Origin of the sequence: Flavobacterium melibiosi, assembly GCF_048158545.1 — a bacterium.
Classification (GTDB): Bacteria; Bacteroidota; Bacteroidia; order Flavobacteriales; family Flavobacteriaceae; genus Flavobacterium; species Flavobacterium melibiosi.
Genome location: NZ_JBLNKU010000006.1, coordinates 35262 through 52947, shown reverse-complemented (window position 1 = coordinate 52947; position 17686 = coordinate 35262). Strand labels below are relative to the sequence as shown.

The 17686-nt window shown below is 32.7% G+C and carries 15 protein-coding genes; 3 read left to right on the top strand and 12 right to left on the bottom strand.

The features are described 5' to 3' along the window. Positions 1–8: 8 nt before the first annotated feature. Positions 9–779 (bottom strand): tRNA pseudouridine(38-40) synthase TruA, encoded by a 771-nt coding sequence (truA, locus tag ACM55F_RS08875; protein WP_416853441.1) that lies wholly within the window; start codon positions 777–779, stop codon positions 9–11. A gap of 249 nt (positions 780–1028) precedes the next feature. Here truA and ACM55F_RS08870 point away from each other — a divergent pair, with 249 nt between their 5' ends. Next, entirely contained in the window at positions 1029–1526 is a 498-nt protein-coding gene (locus tag ACM55F_RS08870) for a metallophosphoesterase family protein (protein WP_416853440.1), read from the top strand. Between the two features lie 3 nt (positions 1527–1529). Here ACM55F_RS08870 and ACM55F_RS08865 read toward each other — a convergent pair whose 3' ends face one another. The 3 genes from ACM55F_RS08865 to ACM55F_RS08855 form a co-directional block, all read right to left on the bottom strand. Then, positions 1530–3224, bottom strand: a complete 1695-nt coding sequence (locus ACM55F_RS08865; protein ID WP_416853439.1) for a tetratricopeptide repeat-containing sensor histidine kinase — start codon at positions 3222–3224, stop codon at positions 1530–1532. A gap of 22 nt (positions 3225–3246) precedes the next feature. After that, the gene (locus tag ACM55F_RS08860; RefSeq protein ID WP_416853438.1) at positions 3247–3909 is read right to left on the bottom strand and encodes a response regulator; all 663 of its coding nucleotides are present in this window, start codon (positions 3907–3909) and stop codon (positions 3247–3249) included. A gap of 143 nt (positions 3910–4052) precedes the next feature. Continuing rightward, the gene (locus ACM55F_RS08855; protein ID WP_416853437.1) at positions 4053–4466 is read right to left on the bottom strand and encodes a DUF4293 domain-containing protein; all 414 of its coding nucleotides are present in this window, start codon (positions 4464–4466) and stop codon (positions 4053–4055) included. Between the two features lie 181 nt (positions 4467–4647). On the opposite strand from ACM55F_RS08855, the gene rho reads away from it, so the two are divergent. Further along, complete coding sequence (gene rho, locus ACM55F_RS08850; protein WP_416853436.1) at positions 4648–6471, top strand: transcription termination factor Rho; 1824 nt, start codon at positions 4648–4650, stop codon at positions 6469–6471. Between the two features lie 98 nt (positions 6472–6569). Here the strand turns inward: rho and ACM55F_RS08845 are convergent, their stop codons facing one another. The 4 genes from ACM55F_RS08845 to ACM55F_RS08830 all read right to left on the bottom strand — a co-directional run bounded on the left by ACM55F_RS08845 (position 6570) and on the right by ACM55F_RS08830 (position 13582). Further along, positions 6570–7826: an RsmB/NOP family class I SAM-dependent RNA methyltransferase gene (locus tag ACM55F_RS08845; RefSeq protein ID WP_416853435.1), complete on the bottom strand. Its 1257-nt coding sequence runs from the start codon at positions 7824–7826 to the stop codon at positions 6570–6572. A 181-nt stretch (positions 7827–8007) separates the two neighbouring features. After that, a complete protein-coding gene (locus tag ACM55F_RS08840) occupies positions 8008–9993 on the bottom strand; it encodes a KUP/HAK/KT family potassium transporter (RefSeq protein WP_416853434.1) in 1986 nt (661 codons plus the stop codon). Positions 9994–10111: 118 nt separating this feature from the next. After that, positions 10112–12073, bottom strand: coding sequence for a KUP/HAK/KT family potassium transporter (locus ACM55F_RS08835; RefSeq protein ID WP_416853433.1), 1962 nt, complete (start codon positions 12071–12073; stop codon positions 10112–10114). 117 nt (positions 12074–12190) lie between these two features. Next, on the bottom strand, positions 12191–13582 hold the full coding sequence (locus ACM55F_RS08830) for a hypothetical protein (RefSeq protein ID WP_416853432.1): 1392 nt from the start codon (positions 13580–13582) through the stop codon (positions 12191–12193). A gap of 117 nt (positions 13583–13699) precedes the next feature. On the opposite strand from ACM55F_RS08830, the gene ACM55F_RS08825 reads away from it, so the two are divergent. Next, positions 13700–14761, top strand: a complete 1062-nt coding sequence (locus ACM55F_RS08825) for a sialidase family protein (RefSeq protein ID WP_416853431.1) — start codon at positions 13700–13702, stop codon at positions 14759–14761. A gap of 70 nt (positions 14762–14831) precedes the next feature. On the opposite strand, the gene ACM55F_RS08820 is transcribed toward ACM55F_RS08825, so the two are convergent. From ACM55F_RS08820 to ACM55F_RS08805, 4 genes are all read right to left on the bottom strand, one after another. Beyond that, entirely contained in the window at positions 14832–15290 is a 459-nt protein-coding gene (locus tag ACM55F_RS08820; RefSeq protein ID WP_416853430.1) for a sensor of ECF-type sigma factor, read from the bottom strand. Positions 15291–15321: 31 nt separating this feature from the next. Then, positions 15322–15735 (bottom strand): hypothetical protein, encoded by a 414-nt coding sequence (locus ACM55F_RS08815; protein WP_416853429.1) that lies wholly within the window; start codon positions 15733–15735, stop codon positions 15322–15324. Positions 15736–15768: 33 nt separating this feature from the next. Then, entirely contained in the window at positions 15769–16311 is a 543-nt protein-coding gene (locus tag ACM55F_RS08810; protein ID WP_416853428.1) for an RNA polymerase sigma factor, read from the bottom strand. 62 nt (positions 16312–16373) lie between these two features. After that, positions 16374–17564 carry an SRPBCC family protein gene (locus tag ACM55F_RS08805; protein WP_416853427.1) on the bottom strand — a complete coding sequence of 397 codons (1191 nt, stop codon included), beginning with the start codon at positions 17562–17564 and terminating at the stop codon, positions 16374–16376. Between the last annotated feature and the right edge of the window lie 122 nt (positions 17565–17686).

The following is a 17686-nucleotide window of genomic DNA, read 5'->3' as shown; positions in this document are numbered from 1 at the left end:
AATCAGGGCTATTGCGTAATGTAATCGTATTCTATTTTGGTTAAATATAAACCATGCGCCGGAACCGAAAAACCAGCTTTATCTCGGTTTTTACTTTCTATGATGGCAGTAAAATCAGCCAGTGTAATCTTGTGTAATCCTATGTTTACTAATGTTCCCACAATAGCACGAACCATATTGCGTAAAAAACGATTGGCGGAAATGGTAAAAATTAAGTTGCCATTTTCTTGTTTGTCTGCGCCCTGTTCGGCTGTGCCTCGAGTCCAATTGGCTTCAAAAATTGTACAGTCAAAAGTATTTACATCCGTATTGACTTTTGAAAAACATTGAAAATCAGTATGATTGAATAATAATTTTGCCGCTTCATTCATCAAATCGACATCTAGTTTTTGATGGAAATACCAACTTTGGTCTTGCGAAAAAACATCTTTAAAGGTGTTGATATGGTATTCGTATGTTCTTTTAGTAGCATCAAAACGAGTATGCGCTTCATCATGAACCGGAATAATAGCATAAATCACAATGTCTTTAGGCAAATAGGAGTTTAGTTTGTGCACTAAACTTGGAATGTCAAATGGTGTTTCAAAATCAAAATGAGCATACATCTCTTTGGCATGAACACCGGTGTCCGTTCTTCCGGCTCCCATAAGATTGATGGTTGAATTCAATAGCACCGAAAACGCTTTATTCATCGTTTCCTGAACGGAAGCAGCATTGGGTTGGTATTGCCAGCCGTGATAATGGGTTCCGTTGTATGCTAATTTGATGAAATATCTCAAGTGAATTTTTTTGAAGTCACAAAGATACTTATTAATTTTTTTGCCACGAAGTCGCTAAGGCGCAAAGTTTGTTAAGTTTCAATTTGATTTTTTATTTGGAATTCGAATGTTTAATTTTACCACAAAATCGTAGCCCAGATAGCAGTGGAAATCCTTTTATGTTCCGCCTTTTTGCGGACATAAAAGATTGAAACGAATAGCTGGAAATAGCTCCTAATTACCTTGTGTATAGTAATGACAATTTAAATAATGAAAAAAATACTCCTGCTTTCTGATACGCACAGTCATATTGACGATACGATTTTGAAATATGTCGCACTGGCTGACGAGGTTTGGCATGCGGGCGATATTGGTGATTTGGCTGTAACCGATGCGATAAAAAAGTTGAAACCGTTGCGTTGTGTGTATGGTAATATTGATGATGCCAAGGCGCGATTAGAATTTCCGTTGCACAATCGTTTTATGTGTGAAGGAGTCGATGTTTGGATTACGCATATTGGCGGTTATCCGGGGAAATACAATTCCAATATCAAAGCAGAAATGGATACAAATCCACCAAAATTATTTATTTGTGGGCATTCGCACATCCTGAAAGTCATGTTTGATAAAAAGCATAATTTATTGCACATGAATCCAGGAGCGGCTGGAAAAAGTGGTTTTCATCAAGTGCGCACGATGTTGCGTTTTGTGATAGATGGCGATAAAATAAAGGATTTGGAAATTATAGAGATGGAGAAAAAAGGGTAACTTTTATTTATGTGCGATAGGCACAACAATATAAATTGATGTTCCAGAGTTTTGCTTGGAATCGATAGAAATACCTCCTTTTAAATTGTTTATCCGCGCCTGAATCTGATTGAGCCCAAAACCTTCAAGGGTATTAAAATGAGCGGGATCAAAACCTTTTCCGTTGTCATAAACATGAATTTGTAATGCTTTGTTGTTTTCCTGAATCGTGATTTTTGCGGTGTTTGCCTGACTGTGTTTGGTTATATTATTCAATAGTTCGCTGATAATAAAATAAATTTTCATTTCAAATTCTTCATTATAACGCGTTTTTGTAGGTACCGGACTTGAATATCTAAATTGAATTACAGAGTTTGAATTTTTTTCACTTAAATCTTCCAGTGCATAAAATAAACCAAAACGGGCCAAAAGTGTAGGCATGAGTTCATGCGATAAATCGCGAACTTTATCATGTGCTTCTGCTAATATCGCTTTAGTTTTTAGTATTTCTTGGGGGGATGATTGATTTTGAGAAGTGAAAACATTTAAATGTAATCCCGCAGAAGACAGTAAAGCGCTGATGTTATCATGTAAAAAAGAAGCAATTTTTTTTCTTTCTTGTTCCTGCCCATTTATAGATGCATTGATTATGTTTTCCTGAATTTTGCTTTGCAGGTCTTTGAGTTTATTGTTTTGCTTTAGTCTTGTATTCTGGAATAAAAAGTAAAAAAGAATGATGATTAAAAGTAATAACGAAATGAGTATAATACTAATTTTTTTATTCTTAGACTGCTTTTCTAATAATAAATATTGCTTGGTTTTGTATTTGGTTTCTATGTTATCAATCTCTCTTTTGTACCTGTCGATTTCGAGATTAATTCCTGCAACATTGGCCTTTTTTAGTTTTTCTTCGTAATTAAGTTTAGCGGTAATGGAGTTGTAAAGAGCCAGATTTTCATATGCTTTTTGAAATTCACCATTTTTTAATAAAAACTTGGAATATTCTTGGTGTGAAAATGACAAATCTGATTTCTCTTCTCCGTCATTTCCTAATCGTATAGCATTTTGGAAAAATATATGGGCTTTTTCGGTGTCATTTTTATAGCCGTAATACATGCCGTTAAGCATGTTAAGTGCAACTAGAGTAGATGCATCTCCATATTTTTTGTGGTGTTGATTGATGTAATTTAGATACGGTAATCCCTTGTCAAAATCGCCAATATCAAAATAAGCCCAAGCAATATTGAGTTTTGTAAAAACAGTTTGACCAAAATCATTCGTTTTTTCACAATACTCCAGTGATTTTTTATAGCAAACAATTCCTTTTTCATATTGTTTTTTATCAAAGCAATAGATGTTTCCTAAATTATTATAGAGCCAATTTTTTAATTGATAATTATTGGTCCTATCAGCATAAATTAAGCCTTTGTTGTAATAAAAAAAAGCTTTGTCAAATTCAGTTAATTCATCAAAATTGGCGCCAATTGTGTTGTAAATTGAAGCTATAAGGTTATCATCCTTAATGGTAATGGCATAATGTAAAGCGATTCTGGCTTTAACCAGAGATTTTTCAAAATGGCCTTCCTTCATGTAATGATTTGCCTCTTTTGCCAATAGTGTGATTTCTTTTTTAGAAGGCGTTTTTTCTTGAGCAAAAAATGCAGTACTTAAAAAAAGTAGCACAAACAAAGACACGATATTAATTCGAAATGGATACATAAAAAAACTTTTACTACTTAATTTATGATTTAATCAAATTATTTTTAAGGGCATATTTCACCAGACTGATAGTGTTTTTTAGATCTAGTTTTTTCATTATGTTTTTACGGTGCGTCTCAACAGTATTTATACTGATAAACAATTGTTCGCTAATTTCCTTGCCACTGTATTCTAATGAAATCAAAGTGATAATTTCCAATTCGCGTCCAGTCAAAATCGAATTTGAAACCGATTCGTATTTGTTTAGTTTTGGATTGTTCTTTGTGAAAGAATTAAAGATTTTTTCTCGAATAGGTTTGCAAAAATATTCTTCTCCTCTCGAAATTGCATCAATGGCTTCGACGATATTTTCACCGGCACATTGTTTTGTTAAATAACCACTAGCGCCCAGTTTCATGATTTCTTTTATCAATTTCAAGTCGTCATAACTGGAAAGAATAATAACCTTACAAGGAAATCCTTTTTCTGCAAATTCTTTAATAACCTCAATTCCATCTTTTTCGGGCATATTGATGTCCAATATGAGAATGTCAGATTTGTTATTCGTGACATCATCGTAAATATTGTTTCCATTTAACGAGAAACCCACCACTTCATAATTAGGAATGGTTTGCAGTAAAGTACTGATTCCGTCAATGAGTATTTGATGGTCGTCCGCTAAATGGATTCTGATTTTTGTTTTCATAATGGAATTACCAGGTCCAAATTTATAAAAATTTAATGAATAATTTAGTAAGATTTTTAGTATTTTTTTAGCAACATGCGTACAAAAAAACCCGAACTGTTACATTCGGGTTCTCTTCGCACTAATAAATTAAGTTTATAGGTTTACCTCAATCTGTCCACAGATTTTACAAGATCTTCATCCTTTTTGATGGCCTTATTAGCCAAGACTAATAATACGATAGCAACTATAGGTAGAAACATCCCAATACCTTTCTCTGAAACAGCCAGTGTTTCTCCAGATAAGTTTAGTGAACGATATACAAACAATCCTAATAAAATTAAATTTAATATGATATTCAATCTGCCAATAACAAATTGATTTTGTCTTTTTTTATACGATACGATACTCAATAAAGTAAGCGTTGTGCTTAAACCAAATAAGATTACATAAACTTGATCTTGCATAAAATAATATTCAGAATCATTACTCATTGTCCATAAAGGAATGAAAAAAGGTAAAATACCTGTCACTACAAAAGCAAGAAATAAATAAATGGTTTGAATTCTTTGTATCATGGTTTGAATTTGTTCTACAAAAATATATTTTCTTTTTTATAAATGCTATTGTATGATTAAATTTTATTCGTATTATTGCATAACAATTCCGTAAGCACTTCATACTGCGGTTGATTCAAAATAAAAAAGTTTACTACCTATCTTTACAATTTTCCAAATTAATTAAACTCAAAGAACATTCATGTTTGATATTTCTGCATTAAAAGAAATGAAGCTATCTGAGCTTCAAGAAATAGCTAAATCAGCTAAAACCATAAAGTTTAACGGTGTAAAAAAAGATACTTTAATTAGTCAGATTTTAGAACATCAAGTGGCTTCTAACGTTGATTCATCATTAGACACTAAAACGGAAAGTAATGTTGAAGACGATAAACCAAAAAGAGCGCGAATTGTTCCTGTTAAAAAAGTAGCGATACAAAAAGCGGTAAAAAATACTCTTTTTGAAAAAGAAGAAACTGCAACAGAAATAAATACTCCAGTTGAAGAAAATATTTCCTCAGTTGAACCAGTACCAAGAGAAGAGGAGATTACTCCAATTGCAGAACAATCGGTAGATGGGGAGAAAAAAGTAGGTAAAATTATTAAATTTAATAAATCAGCCTACGAAAAGAAAATTGCTTTAAAAAAGGATAAGGAAGAAATAAAAGAAGCAACCAAAGAGAATATCGAGGTTGCAGATGCAGCTACTGAAGATAAAACGGAAGTTCCTGCCGCACCGGTAAAAAAGATAAATCCAAATCAATTACATAAGCAGAATCCAAATCAAAATCCTAACCAAAACCTAAATCAAAACGGTAATGGAAACGGTAATGGAAACGGAAATGGAAACGGAAATCCAAATCCAAATTTTAAAAATAAGAAAAGTAATTTTGCTGCTTCCGACTTTGAATTTGACGGAATTATAGAAAGTGAAGGTGTTCTAGAAATGATGCCGGATGGATATGGTTTCTTGCGTTCTTCGGATTACAACTATTTGGCTTCGCCAGATGATATTTATTTATCAACTTCTCAAATTAGATTATTCGGTCTTAAAACCGGAGATACTGTAAAAGGAGTGGTTCGTCCACCAAAAGAAGGGGAGAAATTTTTCCCATTAGTACGCGTTTTAAAAATAAACGGACACGATCCTCAAGTAGTTCGTGATAGAGTTTCATTCGAACATTTAACGCCTGTTTTTCCATCAGAAAAATTCAAATTAGCGGAGAAACAAAGCACGATTTCAACTAGAATTATCGATTTGTTTTCACCAATAGGAAAAGGACAACGTGGAATGATTGTGGCGCAACCTAAAACAGGTAAAACCATGTTGCTTAAGGAAATTGCCAATGCTATTGCGGCGAACCATCCTGAAGTGTATTTAATTGTTTTATTGATTGATGAACGCCCGGAAGAGGTTACCGATATGCAACGTAGTGTGCGTGGAGAAGTAATTGCTTCTACTTTTGACAGAGAGCCACAAGAGCATGTGAAAATTGCGAATATTGTTCTTGAAAAAGCAAAACGTTTGGTAGAATGTGGTCACGATGTAGTGATTCTATTGGATTCCATTACACGTTTAGCGAGAGCTTATAATACGGTTCAGCCTGCTTCAGGTAAAGTATTAAGTGGTGGTGTGGATGCGAATGCATTACAAAAACCAAAACGTTTCTTTGGAGCTGCCCGTAATGTTGAAAATGGTGGTTCATTAAGTATTATTGCTACTGCATTGACAGAAACTGGTTCAAAAATGGATGAAGTTATCTTCGAAGAATTTAAAGGAACTGGTAATATGGAATTGCAATTGGATAGAAAAATTGCTAACAAACGTATTTTTCCAGCTATCGATTTGACTTCTTCAAGTACAAGACGCGATGATATGTTATTGGATCAAAAAACATTGCAAAGAATGTGGATTATGAGAAAATACCTTTCGGATATGAACCCAGTGGAAGCGATGGATTTTATTAATGATCGTTTCAAGAAAACTAAAAATAATGAGGAGTTTTTAATCTCAATGAATGATTAGGAAGATTAAAAGAGAATAGAATAAAGAACATAAAAGCGCAAAAAAAATCCTCGATTCGAGGATTTTTTTTGTGAATTTTGGAGTCTAAAATTCCAATTCTATTCTACTTCTTTCTGTACTCTTTTTTCTTTCTGTTCTGAGTTTTCTTTTCTTTCTAACAACGCCATGTAGAATCCATCAAAACCTGACTCTGAAGCCAAGATTTTTTGGTCTTTTACAAAGTTGAATTGTTTTCCAATGTCTGTAGTCAAGAAACGAGCAATTTGCTCTTGATTTTCTGATGGTAATATAGAACAAGTAGCGTATACTAATTTTCCACCCGGTTTTACAATTTTAGAATAACTTTCTAAAACTTCTGATTGAACTTTACGAATGTTATCAATAAATTCCGGTTTCAATTTCCACTTAGCATCTGGATTTCTTTTCAAAACTCCTAAACCGCTACATGGTGCATCAATTAAAACACGGTCTGCTTTTTCATGTAATTTTTTGATGATTTTTGTTGAGTCGATAATGCGGTATTCAATATTGAAAGCACCGTCTCTTTTAGCTCTGATTTTTAATTGCTTCAGTTTGCTTTCATACAAATCCATTGCAATTAATTGTCCTTTGTTTTCCATCAAAGAAGCAATGTGAAGTGTTTTTCCACCTGCTCCAGCACACGTATCAACAACACGCATTCCTGGTTTTACATCAAGGAAAGCTGCTACTAATTGTGAATTGGCATCCTGAACTTCAAAAAAACCTTGTTTAAAAGCGTCAGTTAAGAAAACATTGGCTCTTTCTTTTAGAACCAAAGCATCCGGTTGATTTTTCAACGTTTCAGTTTCAATGTTTAAATCCATCAAAATAGCGCGTAAAGCTTCTCTTGTTGTCTTAAGTGTATTTACTCTTAGAATAACCTTAGCAGGTTGGTTTTGAGCAGTAATTTCAGTTGCCCAAACTTTTTCGCCTAATTCTTTAACTCCTAATTCATCCATCCAGTCTGGAATAGATTCTTTCAAAGCTCTCACTTTTGAAAGTTCGTCAAAACGCCCTTTTATTTTTCGTTCTGGAGTTCCTTCCAGTTGACGCCAATCCGGAATAGGATATCCTCTTAATACTGCCCAAACAGAAAACATTCTCCAAAGATTGTCTCTGTCAAAAGGTTCTTTTACTTCGGCTATTTCTGCGTATAATCTTTTCCAACGTACGATTTCGTAGATGGTTTCGGCAACAAACTTTCTGTCAGAGCTTCCCCAACGTTTGTCTTTTTTTAAGGATCTTGCTACTACTTTATCTGCATATTCGCCTTCATTAAAAATGGCGTTTAAGGCGTCTATTGTTGTGTAAACTAAATTTCTGTGTAATCTCATTTTGAATAATTGAGGTGCAAAGGTAGGTTTTTTTTATGTGAGTTTTTGTATTTGTAGTTTAGGAGTTTACAAGAGTGTTGCTTGAAAATAGTTGTACTATGCATAAAAACAAAAAAGTTTTTTTCTAATAAAGAAAAAAACTTTTTTTAAATAAGATTTGACGAAAAGAAAATGGTAGGAATTACATATTAGGATTAGACTTTTCTATTCTTTTCATGTTGATAATTTCCGGTGGATGCAGTACCATAGGAAACTGTTCTACTTTTACGGAACTATTGTCTAAACCAAAAGCTTTTCCTTCAGACAAACTGAATTTTTTCAAAACGAAATAGGTATTCATTACAATTTTTTCAAAGAAAGTTAAATCACTATCATTGGAAAGGAATTTTTCGGATAACACAAATTTGAAATCACCTATAATATTATTTTTATTTAAGGATTCATATCGGCTAGAAATGTCCATTTCACCTTTGCTAACCATATCCTTGATTACTTCTTTGAACATTAAGTTTATTTTGGTTGGTTCTCTAAAGCCCAAGTAAAAATCAACTCTGTATAGATCATCTTTTAGTATTTCTGTTACTCGGTATTCTTTTCTATATGGTTCGTTTAACACATGTACATGTATAAACCAGTAGATATCAGCTCTCTTTGGTCTTTTTCGAAGGATTGAATACATTACTTTTTCTTCAATTTCATCTGATCTGGTTGCGTTTGTCATGTATACCAAATGGGTCGCATATTTTGGGATTGTTTCATCATGACTTAACTCACCAAGAACTTTTATATAATCGTCAATTTTAACAATTTGGGTGTAATTTTTACTAATTTTTTTTGCTAAAAACCAAGTGCTCATTATGAAAATCATAAATATTGCTACAAATAATGTTACATATCCACCTTCCATAAATTTAGAAACGTTAGCATACAAAAAGCCAATTTCTATAGTACCATATAATGTTATTAAGGGCGTCATGAAATACCATTTGACTCTTTTCATTATCAAATAGAAATTTAATAGCGTTGTTGTCATCATCATCCCTAAAATTATAGACAGACCATAGGCATGCTCCATGTATTTAGATTCCTTGAAATATAAAATGATACCAACACATCCTAGAAAAAGTAACCAGTTTATCGAGGGAATGTATAGTTGTCCTTTTACATCTGTTGGGTAATTGATTCTTACCTTTGGCCAAAAATTCAAACGCATTGCTTCATTAATCAATGTAAATGAACCACTTATTAAGGCTTGTGAAGCAATAATAGCTGCGAATGTGGCAATTACTATTCCAATGGGTTGAAACCAATCGGCCATGATTAAATAAAATGGATTGTGATTGGAACTTCCTAATTGAGCTAATGTTTTTCCTTCGTGCATCAGTAAAAATGCTCCTTGTCCAAAATAATTCAGGATCAATGTTGTTTTTACAAAAATCCAACTGACTCTGATATTACGTCGGCCACAATGTCCCATATCCGAGTACAATGCTTCTGCTCCTGTTGTACATAAGAATACGGCTCCCAGAATTAGAAATCCTTCACCAGCCTTATCTGAGGTTAATAATTTATAGCCATAATAAGGATTGATAGCTTTGAAGATTTCAACATTTTTAAAAATTTGGATGCATCCTAAAATTCCAAGCATAGAAAACCATACTAACATGGTAGGTGAAAAAAACTTACTTACCAGTTTTGCTCCAAATTGTTGAATGCTAAACAGTATAAAAAGTATCGCAATGACAATGGGAATTGTTGGGATATCGGGTTTAAAGATATGCAATCCTTCAACTGCTGAAGAAACTGAAATAGGAGGCGTTATAATACCTTCGGCTAATAATAAACTTCCCCCAATAATGGCAGGGACAATTAGCCATTGTATTTTAGTTTTTTTTACTAAAGAATATAATGAGAAAATTCCACCTTCGCCATGATTATCTGCATTAAGGGTAATGATTACGTATTTTAGAGTAGTTTGTAAAGTCAACGTCCACAATATACATGATAAACCACCTAATATTAACTGCTTGTTTATGGCATGTTCTCCTATTATGGATTTCATTACATATAGTGGCGAGGTACCAATATCTCCATAAATTATTCCTAAAGTAATCAATAAACCTGCAGCAGAAAGTTGACTGTGTATGTTTTTATGCGAAGTGCTCATGAAAAAAAATTATAAAACTTTTCAAATTTACTCTTTTTAAATACATTAGAGCTTTTTCCACCATAAAAAAACACCGTTGAATACGGTGTTTTTAAATAGATTGTATGTTGAAAATAATTTATTTAACTCTGGTCAAGCCTATGTTTTCAGGTGCGTGAAGTACCATTGGGAATTTCTCTATTTTTACGGAGCTACTGTCTAAGCCAAATGCTCTTTCTTCAGATAAACTTAATTTTTTAATTAAGAAATAAGAGTTCATGATTATTTTTTCATGCCATCTTAAGTCACTGTCATTAGAAAGAAATTTTTCGGATAAAACAAATTTGAAATCACCTATGATATTGTTTTTATTCAAAGATTCATACCTGCTGGTTATATCCATTTCTCCTTTTTGAACCATGTCCTTAATAACTTCCTTAAACATCAAGTTAATTTTTGTAGGTTCTCTAAAACCTAAATTGAAATCTACACGATACAAATCATCTTTGACAATTTCGGTTACTTTATATTCGGTTTTATAAGGTTCAGTCAATATATTTACATGGACAAACCAGTATATATCAGCTCTTTTAGGCCTTTTTTGCAAAATGGAATACATTACTTTTTCTTCTATCTCATCCACTCTTCCTGCATTAGTCATGTAAACTAAATGTGTTGCATATTTTGGGATGGATAAATCAGCACTTAATTCGACAAGTACTTTTTTGTAATCTTCAATTTTAACAATTTTAGTATAACTTTTGTTGATTTTCTTAGCTAAATACCAAATAGTCATGACAGATATCAATGTTATAGCTATAAAAAGCGTTACATAACCACCATCAGCGAACTTAGTAATATTCGCTGCCAGAAAACTAAATTCGATTATTAAATAAATGGTAATCAACGGCACAATAAAATATAATTTTACTCTTTTCATTATTAAATAAAAATTCAGTAAAATAGTGGTCATTATCATACATAAAATAATTGCGAGTCCGTATGCATGTTCCATATTGCTGGATTCTTCAAAGTGCAATACGATTCCGACACATCCAAAAAACAGTAACCAGTTTATCGATGGAATGTACAATTGCCCCTTTAATTCGGTAGGATATTTGATTTTTACTTTTGGCCAAAAATTCAATCGCATCGCCTCATTTATCAAAGTAAAAGATCCGCTAATTAATGCTTGTGAGGCAATTACAGCAGCAAGCGTAGCGATTACAATTCCTATAGGTTGAAACCAGTCAGGCATTATTAGGTAAAATGGGTTTCCGTTTTTCCCACCCAAACTTTGTAATGTTTCTCCTTCGTGATGTATTAAGTAAGCCGCTTGTCCAAAATAATTAAGTACTAAAGCAATTTTTACAAAAATCCAACTGATTCTAATATTTTTTCGTCCGCAATGTCCCATGTCTGAGTACAATGCTTCAGCACCAGTTGTACAAAGGAATACAAATCCTAAAACAAAAAAACCTTCTGGATGAATGGTCAATAAATGATACGCGTAATACGGATTAATGGCTTTTAAAACCTCAGCGTGTTGAGAAATTTGAGTGATTCCAAGAACAGCAAGCATTCCAAACCAAATCAGCATCATGGGTGCGAAAAACTTACCAACTAATTTGGTTCCAAATTGTTGAATGGTAAAAAGTACAAATAGAATACCTATAACAATTGGGATTGTGTTTATTTCAGGATAATAGGTCCTGATTCCCTCAACTGCAGAAGATACTGAGATAGGAGGAGTAATAATTCCGTCAGCAAGTAATGCACTTCCCCCAATTATTGCGGGGACTATTAACCATTGGATTTTTGTCTTTTTGACTAAAGCATATAATGCAAAAATACCACCTTCTCCATGATTGTCAGCACTTAGAGTAATGATGACGTACTTTATGGTGGTTTGTAAAGTAAGTGTCCAAAAAACACATGAGATTCCGCCTAAAACAATATCAGCATTAATGATATGATCCCCAAGTATGGCTTTCATTACGTATAAAGGCGAAGTCCCAATATCACCGTAAATTATTCCTAATGAAATTAATAATCCACCTAATGTCCATTTACTATGGAGGTCTTTGTGTGAAGTGCTCATGAAAAATTTTTAAAAAACTGGTCAAATTTACACTTTTAAAATAAAATAGCGCTTTTTATACAATAAAAAAAAACACGGCCGTATGAGCCGTGTTTTTTAAGTTTCTATGGAAGTCTTTTAAGATCTTCTGTTGTCATTTCTTGATGAATTACCTCTTTGAGATTCATTTCTTTGTGGAGCTGATTCTCTTGAAGAATTACCTCTGTTTTGTGACTCTGCTCTTTGTGGAGCCGCTTGGCTAGAAGGGCTGGTTCTGTTTTGAGAGTAATCTCTTTGAGAATTTCCTCTTTGTGGCGCTGCCTGAGTAGAAGGACTGGTTCTGTTTTGAGAGTAATCTCTTTGAGAATTTCCTCTTTGTGGCGCTGCCTGAGTAGAAGGGCTAGTTCTGTTTTGAGAATAATCTCTTTGGGAGTTTCCTCTTTGTGGAGCCGCTTGAGTAGAAGGACTAGTTCTGTTTTGAGAATAATCTCTTTGAGAATTTCCTCTTTGTGGTGCTGCCTGAGTAGAAGGGCTAGTTCTGTTTTGAGAATAATCTCTTTGTGGCGTTGCCTGACTAGAAGGGCTGGTTCTGTTTTGAGAGTAATCTCTTTGAGAATTTCCTCTTTGTGGCGCTACTTCTCTCGAAGGATTGGTTCTGTTTTGAGAATAATCTCTAGACGAACCTGATCTTTGTGGAGTTGCCGCTCTTGAGGAACTAGTTCTGTTTTGAGAATAATCTCTTTGAGTTCCTGTTCTTCTGTTTGAATAACCCACTTCGTTTCTTGGCCCTCTTCTTTGATCTAATTCATAACGGTTTGTTACGTTAACATTTCTTCTCGAGAAGGAATAATTCGGGTGTTGTCTTTCATAATCATTTGAACGTCTTGAATTGTGAAGAACGATTGCGCGCTCACTTCTTCTATAATTAACATAATTGTAATTGTTGTTGATGTTCAAACTAATGTTGATGTTATTTCTATATCTGAATATTGGGAATGGATTCCATGCATAATAATAAGAAGGATAATACCCCCAATTCCATGTAGAATAATAAGGACGATAATTAGGAGACCAGAATGAAGCATAAATTAGTGGAGTGGTATAATATACAGGCTCATAAATATAATTTTGGCCATACATGTATACATCTCCTACGACTTGAACGTGAATGTTATTGTTTCTGTCTTTTTCAACGTCAATTGTAGCTACATCTTGATATACATCAGTATCTATAACAGATTGAATGATAATTACGTGAGTCCGATTTTCGACAGTTTCAATAACTCTTAAATAATCAACCTCATTGTCATTATTCAAATCTAAATTTGATATTTGTAGTTCGGGGTCATTCAGGCGTCGTTCAAAATCTTGTAGATTTCTTGAGTCACCAAAAATAGAAGCAACAGCTCTCAGATCAAGATTGTCACTGATTTCATTATTCATTGCATTTACTGATGTTCTATCCTGCGCCTGTATTTGTGTTGCGAAAACAGAAGTCAATAGACTCAATAGTAGTAGTTTCGTTTTCATAATTAATTGAATTAAGTTTATTCTTTTTTTGATTATCCAATTACTGTGCCAATTAATTTAATCCTGATTTACTGTTATTATTATTAATTGTAAATTAGCCATAAAAATTTATAAAAAATGAGAACTGTTTTTTTGATTCTATTGATTTCAAATGTTTTAATATCCTGTAAAACGCCCGATTTTGCTGTGAAAAATGATGCTAATGCTGAATTTAAGTCCGTTGTAGTAGACACATTATTTCAGGATAAAATAAGTATCAGAGCCATTTTAATTGATGAAAATAAAATTTGGTTTGCTGCTGATAAAGGGAGATTCGGTTTTTTTAATTTGGAAAATAATCAAAAATTTGAAAGCAAAATTATCAAAGATTCCTTAAAGCTTGAGTTTAGAAGTAATGCCAAAACAAAAAAGCATATTTTTATTCTAAATGTTGGAAATCCAGCTTTGTTATATCAAATTTCAAAAGATGGAAAAGAAACGAAATTAGTGTATCAGGAAAATCATGAAAAAGTGTTTTATGATAGTATGCAATTTTGGAATGATAAGGAAGGAATAGCAATGGGAGACCCAATCGCCGATTGTCTTAATATAATTATTACTCGTGATGGCGGAAATTCATGGAATAAAATCCCGTCTGATAAATTACCAAAAGTGATTGATGGAGAAGCAGCTTTTGCGGCAAGCAACACTAATATTATAATCAAAGGGAACAAGACATGGATTGTTTCCGGTGGAAAAAAATCAAGAGTTTTTTATTCTTCAGACAAGGGAAATTCATGGATAGTGTATGATACTCCAATAGTGCAAGGAAAATCAATGACCGGAATTTTTACAGCAGATTTTTATGATGCTCAAACTGGATTTGTTGCCGGAGGGGATTATGAAGTGCGAAATCAAAATTTTTCTAATAAAGCAATAACTAATGATGGTGGAAAAACATGGAAGCTAATAGCAGAAAATCAAGCTTTTGGATATGCTTCTTGTGTACAATATGTTCCTGAAAGTAACGGTAAAGGGCTGGTTACAGTTGGTTTTTCAGGAATTTACTATTCTTCGGATGGTGGTAATTCATGGAAACAATTATCAACAGATTCCACTCTTAATACCATCAGGTTTATAGATAATCATACGGCAATTGCTGCTGGGCAAAATAAAATGATTCGCATCAGTTTTAAATAATGAAAAACACCTAAGTCTAATATAATTAGAGCTTAGGGTATTTTTTTTGAACTAATAAAAATAAAAAATATTATCTTTTTTGACCTTTGTTGCGATATTGTTGCAGCAATTTTCTATTAAAATCTTCTTCAGCTTTTTTAAGTTTAACTATTTTTACGGCAGGTAAAATTGTTCTCACATTTTGCATGAATTTTTTTCGCAATAAAAACAACTCTTCTTCGGTATCTTCTATTTGGGCCAAAAAGGTATTTGCTTCTTTTTCAGTTATTTTATCCAGTGATCCATCACTCATCCTTCTCATGTACGTTTTCATTTTTTGATGTCTCAATTCAAATTGTTTGTCATCAAATGTATTGTAGATTGGCCAGAATCTTTCGGCTTCATTAGTTGTGAAGTCTAATTCAGCCGTGAAAAAAGCTACTTTTAAAGCTTTTATTTGCTCTTTTTTCTCTTTCATACTTTCGCCTTGAGCGTAAAAGTTGAATGAAACAAAGAGTAGTAGTATTGGTAATAATTTTTTTATGTTCATTTTTTATTTATTTATAGCTTTACTGTCTAGTTTATTCTAAAATGAGATTTTCTAAGTTTGAATTTGTTGACAAATGATCTTCTATTGCTTCATCCTCTAAAACTATACCAGTTTTTATGTTATTAATATCTTCGGTTTCTAATACACTTATCAAATCATATTGATTTACATTAGATTGATACGTAATGTAATTTTCTAAAGCTGCAGCATCTAATTCTTTTGTGTTTGTCGAAGAAGGACTTAAAATTGGAATCATCAAAGCAAGTACTAAAACTGCTGCAGCCATCATAATTAAAGTTTTTCTTTTTTGAAAAATAGAAATTACTTTTGGCTCATTTTTAGGCAATTGCTCCATCATTTTGATTGAAAAATTTTCAAAATAATGGTCTGGAGTTTTAAATCCAGTTTCAATTTTAGGTTCGTTCTCTAATTTAAATGTTTTCATAATACACATTAGACTTAATTAAATATAAAAGGTTTAATTTGCCGTTACAAAGGCTTCAATTTTTTTAACGGCATGATGGTAAGATGCTTTCAAAGCGCCTACTGATGTCCCTAGAATCTCTGATATTTCTTCATATTTTAATTCTTCAAAATATTTCATTTTGAAAACTAATTGTTGCTTTTCGGGTAAAACGGCAATGGCTTTTTGTAATTTTATTTGAATTTCATTTCCATCAAAAAACACATCGGCTTTTAGATTGTCAATGGTTTTGTTTTGTAAAGTTTCTGATGATATTCCGTTAATTTTTGCTTTTTGATTCAAGAAAGTCAGGGCTTCATTAGTGGCAATGCGATATATCCAAGAAAAAAGTTTGCTTTCGCCTTTGAAGTTCTTTAAATGTTGAAATACTTTTATAAAAGTATTTTGCAAAACATCATTGGCATCATCATGGTTCAATACAATATTACGAATGTGATTGTACAGCGGTCTTTGGTAGTCCTGCAAGAGCTGTTGAAACGCTTCATTCTGCGTTTTAGGGTTCAATAGTTTTTGAATGAATTCCTTTTCCTCTTGCAAAGCTATTATTTATGAGTTAGAATGGAATTTATCAATTAGGTTTAATCTGTGATGAAAAAAAATTAAAATTCAGATTCTTCTTCTTCCTTTTTTGGGGCAGTTGGTTTTTTTACTACCGGTTTAGGTTTTGCAACTGGTTCCGTTTTTATAGCTTCATCAGTTTTTACAACCGGTTCTGTTTTTAGTACTTCTTCGGTTTTGATAACAGCTGTTTTGTATATTTTAATAGCTTCGACTTTTGGTTTTATTGGATGATAAATTTCAGTAACCCATTTTGATGGATTTTTTATTTCAGTTTTGCTTGTGGAGTAAATTTCTAGATGTGAAAATGTGGCGTCAGGAGCTAGTCGGTTGGTGTTAAGATACTGGGATGTTTTATCCAAAGCTTTTTGCCTGTGGGAATAATCGCCAGTTAAAACGGTTTTTACCGCTTCGAATGCTTCTAGTTTTCCGGAATAAAGATCACTTCCTTCGCTTGTGAAAATTTGATCTTTAATTGGTACACAAATAGATATTTTGGCAAGTCCGTTTACCACATCATAAGTGTGGTATAGTATAAAGGGTTTTCCTGTGATTGTAAGATTATTTTTTTCACAGAAGAGTATTATTTTTGGAGAAACGATTTTGTAATTTTTAATAACACTAGAAATTTTGCTGGTAAAAGTTTGATGCAAATAAAAAGTCTCGGGTTTTTTTACTAAACCTTCCACTTTTACTGAATAAGTATTTATTTCATAATCAAGAGTTTTGTCTAAGTTGGCTAAGCTTTTTTCATATAGGCCACCGATAATTTTTTCAACACCACCATTGAAAGCAGAATATATTTTAAAAAGAAAGCTCATTTTTCCTTTTGTTCTCCAAGTTACTTTAGTTCCTCCGACAGTGTCTTTAAAACTCCAAAAAACATCAGACATCGTACCATCAGAATTCATTTTTTGAGAAATGCTGTCATTTTCTTTTACAAAAATTGTTTTGATTTCACCACTGCCACTTTTTCCTTCCCATGAATAAGAGGCGCCTTTTCCAATAGTATTTTGAGGATACGTTATTTTTATCTCAGGATCTTCTACGGCCCATGAACCAAAGTCTTCCCAATTTTTAAAATCATTGACAAAATTAAACACTGCTGATTTTGGGGAATTAATGACTTTGCTTCTTTCTACAGTAAAATCTCCTTTTTGTGTTGCAATAAAAATGGATAGTGCAACTAAGCTAAGTAATAGTAAAAGAAATAGATATTTTAAAATCCTCATGGTAATAGGCTGTTTTAACTTGTAAAGTTAAAAATTTTATTAATATAGTTGAATAAGTATCAAAAAATTATAAAAGAGGTTCTTTTAGTTCGTTGTAATTTGAATAATTTTTTTGAAACTTA

Bases quoted from the DNA above. Each gene is read 5' to 3' on its own strand.
- ACM55F_RS08870 (WP_416853440.1), top strand. From the start codon at position 1,029: ATGAAAAAAATACTCCTGCTTTCTGATACGCACAGTCATATTGACGAT.
- ACM55F_RS08865 (WP_416853439.1), bottom strand. From the start codon at position 3,224: ATGTATCCATTTCGAATTAATATCGTGTCTTTGTTTGTGCTACTTTTT.
- ACM55F_RS08860 (WP_416853438.1), bottom strand. From the start codon at position 3,909: ATGAAAACAAAAATCAGAATCCATTTAGCGGACGACCATCAAATACTC.
- ACM55F_RS08855 (WP_416853437.1), bottom strand. From the start codon at position 4,466: ATGATACAAAGAATTCAAACCATTTATTTATTTCTTGCTTTTGTAGTG.
- rho (WP_416853436.1), top strand. From the start codon at position 4,648: ATGTTTGATATTTCTGCATTAAAAGAAATGAAGCTATCTGAGCTTCAA.
- ACM55F_RS08845 (WP_416853435.1), bottom strand. From the start codon at position 7,826: ATGAGATTACACAGAAATTTAGTTTACACAACAATAGACGCCTTAAAC.
- ACM55F_RS08840 (WP_416853434.1), bottom strand. From the start codon at position 9,993: ATGAGCACTTCGCATAAAAACATACACAGTCAACTTTCTGCTGCAGGT.
- ACM55F_RS08835 (WP_416853433.1), bottom strand. From the start codon at position 12,073: ATGAGCACTTCACACAAAGACCTCCATAGTAAATGGACATTAGGTGGA.
- ACM55F_RS08830 (WP_416853432.1), bottom strand. From the start codon at position 13,582: ATGAAAACGAAACTACTACTATTGAGTCTATTGACTTCTGTTTTCGCA.
- ACM55F_RS08825 (WP_416853431.1), top strand. From the start codon at position 13,700: ATGAGAACTGTTTTTTTGATTCTATTGATTTCAAATGTTTTAATATCC.
- ACM55F_RS08820 (WP_416853430.1), bottom strand. From the start codon at position 15,290: ATGAACATAAAAAAATTATTACCAATACTACTACTCTTTGTTTCATTC.
- ACM55F_RS08815 (WP_416853429.1), bottom strand. From the start codon at position 15,735: ATGAAAACATTTAAATTAGAGAACGAACCTAAAATTGAAACTGGATTT.
- ACM55F_RS08805 (WP_416853427.1), bottom strand. From the start codon at position 17,564: ATGAGGATTTTAAAATATCTATTTCTTTTACTATTACTTAGCTTAGTT.